The following is a 7,208-nucleotide window of genomic DNA, read 5'->3' on the forward strand; positions in this document are numbered from 1 at the left end:
CTTCTAGAGCAAAATTCTTTTAAGAACGTCACGGAAACTAACGAACAATTGAAAGATTATTTTGTTCAAGTGAATCCGCGTGAGATTAACTTGTTTTATATTGAAGACAATTTGCGTGAACGAATTATTTTTGAAGATGATAAGTTCAAAGTAAATAATACAAATACCACTTTTACAGAAGCTGAAATTCTAGCAGAAGTTGAAAATTTTCCAGAAAAATTTAGTCCGAATGTGATTTTGCGTCCACTTTATGAAGAAGTAATTTTGCCTAATTTATGCTACATTGGTGGCGGAGGCGAAATTGCGTATTGGTTGGAATTGAAATCTAATTTTGAAGCGAATAACGTAACTTTTCCGATGCTATTGATTCGGAATTCTGTGCTTTTGGCAACTACAAAACAAGCGGAAAAAGCAGACAAATTAGAATTAACTTGGTCCGATTTATTTTCGAATCAGCAAGATTTATTTGATAAAAAAACAAAAGAATTCTCAGAGTTTTCTATTGACTTTACTTCTCAAAAAGAACATTTGAGAAAACAATTTGAGGAACTTTTTGCTATTGCAGATAAAACAGACAAATCGTTTACCGGCGCAGTAAAAGCACAAGAAATTAAGCAAATAAAAGGATTAGAAAACCTAGAAAAACGACTTTTAAAAGCCGAAAAAAGAGTTCATACAGATAAATTGGAACGCATTTTATTGCTTCAAAACGAGTAGTATCCTAACCAAAGTTTGCAAGAACGTAAAGCCAATTTTAGTGAATTTTATCTTGAAGTTGGAAGTTCTTTTATTGAAAAAGTTTTGAAGGAATTACAACCGTTGGAACAAGAATTTAAAGTTGTGGTTTTGTAGTGTAACCGCAAAGTCATAATGATTTACGCAAAGTTCGCAAAGTTTACAAAAGTTAAAATGGAAACTAATTTAGCACTAATTACTTCATAAAGCGTTTATTTTTTATTGGAGTTCAGTGAATGCGTTGCATTTGCAGTGTAAATCCTTTATTAACTCCGACAGAGTTTTGAACTCTGTCGGAGTTGGTAAAGATTGCAACGAAAAGCAGGAAAACGGAAACCAAGAACGCCCAATCCCGAAGCTTCGGGAATTCGCTTCTAGTAAAAATCACTTTTAATCTCATAAACTTTTTAAACTCATAAACTTTCAATTCAAACAAAAAAGCTTACTTTTGCACCCGAATAAAACAAATAAATTAAAATGGCTACAAATAGAACATTTACAATGATTAAGCCTGATGCTGTTGAAAACGGACACATCGGTGGAATTTTAAACATGATTACTGAAGGTGGTTTCAAGATTGTTTCTTTGAAATTAACACAATTAACTGTTGCTGATGCTCAAGCATTTTATGCTGTTCACGCTGCAAGACCTTTCTACGGTGAGTTAGTTGAATTTATGTCACGTGGACCAATCGTTGCTGCAATTCTTGAAAAAGAAAATGCTGTTGAAGATTTTAGAACTTTAATTGGTGCTACAAATCCTGCTGATGCTGCTGAAGGAACTATCCGTAAAAAATATGCAACTTCTATTGGAGAAAATGCTGTTCACGGTTCAGATTCTGATGAAAATGCTGCTATCGAAGGTGCTTTTCACTTTGCTGGAAGAGAGCAGTTCTAGTATTCAGTGTTCAGTCGCAGTCGGCAGTTATGTTGATTGTGCATAAAAATATAAAATCTCGTTTCTTAATTGAAACGAGATTTTTTTTAACTGTATTTTTCCATTAATTCTTGAACCACTTTATCAATTTTTTCGAAGCGTTGTTTGCGCTCTATCTTTTTTGGTGGCGCCGCACGTTCTTGGCAATCTTCAATCGAGCAAGATTCGCAAGTAACTCCTACTTTTTTTCGTTTAATGGTTTCATCATCCAAGAATTGCAATTTACTTTGCGAATGGGAAGAAATCATAATTCCCAAAGCAATACTTCTGTAATAACCATTTCTAAAAGGATCTTTTGTTGCCGATGAAAGTACAAAATACTCATTATCTGTATGATTGTAACTCGAAATTTGGGTGTCAAAAAGGTGATTTTCTTCCGAATTTGGAATCGCACTCAGCGTCTTTATTGAAACCCAACGACGACAATAATGCTCGTTATTTTCGTTAGCATGTGGTTCTAACAAATTGGTAATATGAAGTTCNNAGAGCTGAAAATCATTTCGCTCCGGTTTGTAATTGAAGCGCAAGAAAAACAAATTCTTCAAATTAAAATCCTTTGACAAAACATTGGTCAATCGCTGATAAAAAGTTTCTGGTGAATCGGTAAACTTCGCTATCAAATTGGTAAATCCGTTAGGATTAAACGTCTTTTGTTCAAAAAACAATTTCAATTCTTTTACCAATTCTTTCCTCGGAATTAGCAATGCTCCAGCAAAGTATGAAGCATAAAAGTTATTTAAAACCTGGTCAAAACTTTCAAATTTAATCCATGAAAAAGTATACAATCTATCGCTAATTTCCATGTAATTATACGCAATTTCTTTCGCATAAATGAACATTCGTTGCGAGACATCGGCACTTTTAGAAATCAATAATGTTTTTGATTTTGGTACAAAAACCGAGCGCAAATACACCAACTCTTCATGTTCAGTCAACTCTTCATTGTTAATTGTGTAACCATATTCATCAACCAAAATTTCTTCCAAATCTTCAACATTCAATTTTGTGGTCAAATCCAGCGAATAGGCTTTCGCAAATTGCTCAACTTTCTGTTCAACATCGTCAAAATAATTGTTGTTTGCTTCTTGATAAGAACGCAAAGCAGCTAGAAAAAAACTCTCTCTTGTTAGATTATAATGTTTAGCAATTTCGAATAACGTACTGATAAAAGCATTCACTTTTATTGGAGCTTCTGCAATAATATCAATCAAATTACTTTCTTTAATTCCGAAAATATCTAACGGAATTTCCTTCAAAATTCTAGATTGCAAAATTTCACCAATTGGCGCCAAATTCTTATCCAACTTCAACGAAACCATCTGGTCGTAAGTCGAATCTAAAGCATCAGACAAAAGCAAAATCTTATCACGCTTTGGGTATTTTTTGCCTTTCTCAATTTCGTTCAAATACGATTTAGAAAGTCCTGTAACCTTTGCTAATCCAAACAAAGAAAGGTTTTTCTCGGTTCTAATTTGCTTTAATTTCAAACCAAATATCAATCTAATATATTCTTCTTCAATCATATTTTTTAAGGAGCGAATGGCTCGGGCTTTACTGGTAATCCATATTCCTGCCTTCCGCAGTATCTTTTTTTTACAAAAAAAGGATACTTGCTCCAGTCAGGGCTATTTGACTAACTATTTGTGTACTTGTTCCTTCAACAAAGATACAATAATTCAAATAAAAACAATAGCTGAAAAAATATTTTTACATTTTAGCGAACGTTCGCTTGTTTTGTATTTATTTTTTTTATAGTATTGCAGTAACAAAAAACAACCTCTTATGGAAACAACAGAAAAAACAACTGTAGAAGTTCAAAATGTAGCACAGCATCAAAACATTTTAACACCAGAAGCACTAACTTTTTTAAATGCATTGCATCATAAATTCAATTCAAAACGAATAGCATTATTAAAAGAAAGAGACATTCAACAAGATTTATTTGATCAAGGTTTTGCTCCAAAATTTCCAATAGAAACAGAATCTATTAGAAACTCAGTTTGGTCAGCAGCACCAATTCCAGAAAAACTTTTAGATCGAAGAGTTGAAATCACTGGACCAGTTGATAGAAAAATGGTAATCAACGCACTAAATTCTGGTGCCAAAATATTCATGGCCGACTTCGAAGACAGCTGTTCACCAACTTTCGAAAATCTAATGGAAGGACAACAAAATCTTAAAGATGCCATTAGAAAAACAATAACATTAGAACAAAACGGTAAAAGCTACCAACTAAATGATGACGTTGCCACTTTACTTGTTCGCCCAAGGGGTTTACATCTAGAAGAAAAAAACTTAACTGCAAACGATGAAAACCTTTCGGGTTCGTTAGTTGACTTTGGTTTATACTTTTTTCATAACGTACTCGAGTTACAAAAACAAAGTCTTGGAGTTTATCTGTATTTACCAAAAATTGAACACTCTAATGAAGCAAGATGGTGGAACGAAGTATTTGAATTTGCACAAAACTATTTCAAAGTTCCAGTCGGTACCATAAAAGCAACGGTTTTAATAGAAACCATAACTGCCAGTTTTCAATTGGATGAAATTATTTATGAATTAAAAAACCACATTGCAGGCTTAAATTGCGGTCGTTGGGATTACATTTTCTCTTATATCAAAAAACTAAAAAATCATCCCAATTTTATGGTTCCAGATAGAGATCAAGTTACTATGACAAGTCCGTTTATGAGTGCTTATTCTTTACGAGTAATTCAAGTTTGTCACAGAAGAAGTATTCTAGCAATTGGCGGAATGGCTGCACAAATTCCAATTAAAAACGATGAAGAAGCCAACACTATTGCTTTCGAAAAAGTAAAAGCCGACAAAGAACGTGAAGTGAAAAACGGTCACGACGGAACATGGGTTGCGCATCCAGGATTAGTGAGTTTGGCTATGAAAGTCTTCAATGAAAACATGCCAACTAAAAATCAAATGCACATTAAACGAAACGAACTTAACATCACCGAAGAGCAACTTCTAGAACTTCCAAAAGGAACAATCACAGAAAATGGCGTTCGAAAAAACATCAATGTTGGAATTCTATATCTAGAATCTTGGCTCAAAGGAGTTGGAGCAGCAGCATTATATAATTTAATGGAAGATGCTGCAACAGCAGAGATTTCGAAAGCACAACTTTGGCTTTGGCTAAAAAAAGAAGTAAAATTAGATACTGGAGAATTGGTTTCTAAAACATTCTATGACAAAATCATCAAAGAAGAATTAGTGAAAATTGAAGACTATGTTGGCAAAGAGCGATTCCATTCGGGACAATTTGAATTGGCAACAAAACTATTTTCAACAATGATTTTTAATGAAAAACTAGACGATTTTCTGACCCTAGAAGCCTACAATTTTATAAAATAAAACTGCCGAATGCGGTAACATTCGACAGTTTCTAAATAAATAATTAAATAAATAACTATCTAAACAGTACAAAAGTATGAAAACAGAAGACAGAATTCAAGCATTAATCGCAGATTGGACAACAAATCCAAGATGGAACGGAATTGAAAGACCTTACACAGCCGAAAAAGTAATAACCTTACAAGGTTCTTATCAGATAGAACATTCTATTGCACGTCGTGGTTCAGAAATTCTTTGGAAAAAATTAAACAATCAAGATTGGGTTGCTGGACTTGGTGCTTTAACAGGAAATCAAGCCATTCAAGAAGTTGAAGCTGGTTTAGAAGCTATTTATTTAAGTGGATGGCAAGTTGCAGCCGATGCTAATATTGCTGGCGAAATGTATCCAGATCAATCTTTGTATCCAGCAAATAGTGTTCCTATTGTGGTTAAGAAAATAAACAATGCGTTATTGAGAGCCGATCAAATTCAGACTGTAAACAAAATCGAAAATAAAAAAGATTATTTAGTTCCAATTGTTGCAGATGCAGAAGCAGGTTTTGGAGGCAACTTAAATGCTTTCGAACTGATGAAAAGTATGATTGAAGCTGGCGCATCTGGAGTTCATTTTGAAGATCAATTATCATCTGCAAAAAAATGTGGTCACCTTGGCGGAAAAGTTCTAGTTCCAACACAAGAAGCCATAAATAAATTAGTCGCTGCTCGTTTGGCTGCCGATGTAATGAATGTTCCAAGTTTAATTGTAGCTCGAACAGATGCTGATGCCGCAAATTTAATAACAAGTGATGTTGACGAACGTGATAGAAAATTCATCACTGGCGAACGCACTCCGGAAGGTTTTTTCTATGTAAATTGTGGAGTAGAACAAGGAATTGACCGTGGATTATCTTACGCTCCATATGCCGATTTAATCTGGATGGAAACCTCCAATCCTGATTTAGATTATGCACGTAAATTTGCCGAAGGAATTCACGCAAAATTTCCAGGAAAAATGTTGGCTTACAATTGCTCACCATCATTTAATTGGGCTGCAAAATTATCAGTTCCAGAAATGGAAACTTTTAGAGAAGATTTGGCTGCAATGGGTTACAAATTTCAATTTATAACATTAGCAGGATTTCATGCCTTAAACACATCAATGTTTGAACTAGCATTAGCCTATAAAAAACGTGGAATGGCAGGATATTCTGAATTACAAGAAAGAGAATTTGCTCTTCAAAAAGAAGGATTTAAAGCTGTAAAACACCAAAATTTTGTTGGAACAACTTATTTTGACGAAGTACAAAACACAGTTACGGCTGGATTAAATTCGACTGTTGCTATGAAAGATTCTACTGAAACCGCTCAGTTTTAATAGATTTTTAAGTTTGTTGTTTGAACGCTTCAGTTTCGCGGCTGAAGCGTTTTTTTTTTATCTGAAAACTAAATCTTTAACGACTTCTTTTCGCAATTCTTCGTTGAGCATTGTTATGATTTTTTGCTTTCCGTAGCTTAATTCTTCACGTAAAACTGCCGATGTTAGTTTCACATACAATGTTGTTCCTTTTAAAACAACTTCTTGTGTGTAACTGTTTACGCCATTTCCCATAAGGTTTTTCCAGGCTTGTTCCACATCAATTTTATCCATGCCAGCTTCTAGCCTATTCACTTGAATAAACTGCTGTAAAACATCGGATATAGAACTTTCGTTGCTTGTTCTTTTTGCCATTCGAGCTGATATTATTTCAGTATTATTTTAATGAAAATCCTTGGTATTTTTTATAATAATACTCTTGTTCTTCTTTATTTTTAAGTACTAAAGTAGAATCTTTAATTTCAACAATTTCTTCTTGCCATTTGCCATAACTTGTAGAATAATTAATGAAGTAGCTTCCGTCTTTAGATGAAATTGAAATTTTTTCTACTACATCATTGGTAAGATACGTTCCATCAAATTGCGGCATTAGTTTTTTTCTAAAACCTTTATTATTAGAAACTTGAAAATGATCTACGGTTTCATTCATTTTGTAATCTTTCTTTTCACCGTCTTTTAATAGGACTTTTTCAATTTCCCAATAACCATTTATCTTGTTGATATCTTGATCGGTAATTGTTTGTTTACAGCCTACAAAAAGGAACGATAAAACTAAAATATAAAGTGCTTTTTTCATGATTTAAATAAAGTTTAAAAT

General features: G+C 33.5%; 6 protein-coding genes and 1 pseudogene. 4 read left to right on the forward strand and 3 right to left on the reverse strand.

Features of this window, described 5'->3' with window-relative positions:
- A pseudogene (gene bshC / locus DIU01_RS09435) lies at window positions 1-852 on the forward strand (bacillithiol biosynthesis BshC); the annotation flags it as partial.
- A gap of 360 nt (window positions 853-1,212) precedes the next feature.
- Window positions 1,213-1,632, forward strand: a complete 420-nt coding sequence (locus DIU01_RS09440; protein ID WP_290833820.1) for a nucleoside-diphosphate kinase — start codon at window positions 1,213-1,215, stop codon at window positions 1,630-1,632.
- A gap of 86 nt (window positions 1,633-1,718) precedes the next feature.
- On the opposite strand, the gene DIU01_RS09445 is transcribed toward DIU01_RS09440, so the two are convergent.
- Complete coding sequence (locus tag DIU01_RS09445) at window positions 1,719-3,194, reverse strand: helix-turn-helix domain-containing protein (protein ID WP_290833821.1); 1,476 nt, start codon at window positions 3,192-3,194, stop codon at window positions 1,719-1,721.
- Between the two features lie 259 nt (window positions 3,195-3,453).
- Between DIU01_RS09445 and aceB the strand changes: the two genes are divergently transcribed.
- A complete protein-coding gene (aceB, locus tag DIU01_RS09450) occupies window positions 3,454-5,037 on the forward strand; it encodes a malate synthase A (protein ID WP_290833822.1) in 1,584 nt (527 codons plus the stop codon).
- A gap of 76 nt (window positions 5,038-5,113) precedes the next feature.
- Window positions 5,114-6,391 carry an isocitrate lyase gene (gene aceA / locus DIU01_RS09455; protein WP_290833823.1) on the forward strand — a complete coding sequence of 426 codons (1,278 nt, stop codon included), beginning with the start codon at window positions 5,114-5,116 and terminating at the stop codon, window positions 6,389-6,391.
- Window positions 6,392-6,448: 57 nt separating this feature from the next.
- On the opposite strand, the gene DIU01_RS09460 is transcribed toward aceA, so the two are convergent.
- Both DIU01_RS09460 and DIU01_RS09465 read right to left on the reverse strand, forming a co-directional pair.
- Complete coding sequence (locus DIU01_RS09460; RefSeq protein WP_290833824.1) at window positions 6,449-6,745, reverse strand: DUF721 domain-containing protein; 297 nt, start codon at window positions 6,743-6,745, stop codon at window positions 6,449-6,451.
- Window positions 6,746-6,767: 22 nt separating this feature from the next.
- On the reverse strand, window positions 6,768-7,187 hold the full coding sequence (locus tag DIU01_RS09465; protein ID WP_290833825.1) for a hypothetical protein: 420 nt from the start codon (window positions 7,185-7,187) through the stop codon (window positions 6,768-6,770).
- Between the last annotated feature and the right edge of the window lie 21 nt (window positions 7,188-7,208).

Origin of the sequence: Flavobacterium sp., assembly GCF_003525665.1 — a bacterium.
Taxonomy (GTDB): Bacteria; Bacteroidota; Bacteroidia; order Flavobacteriales; family Flavobacteriaceae; genus Flavobacterium.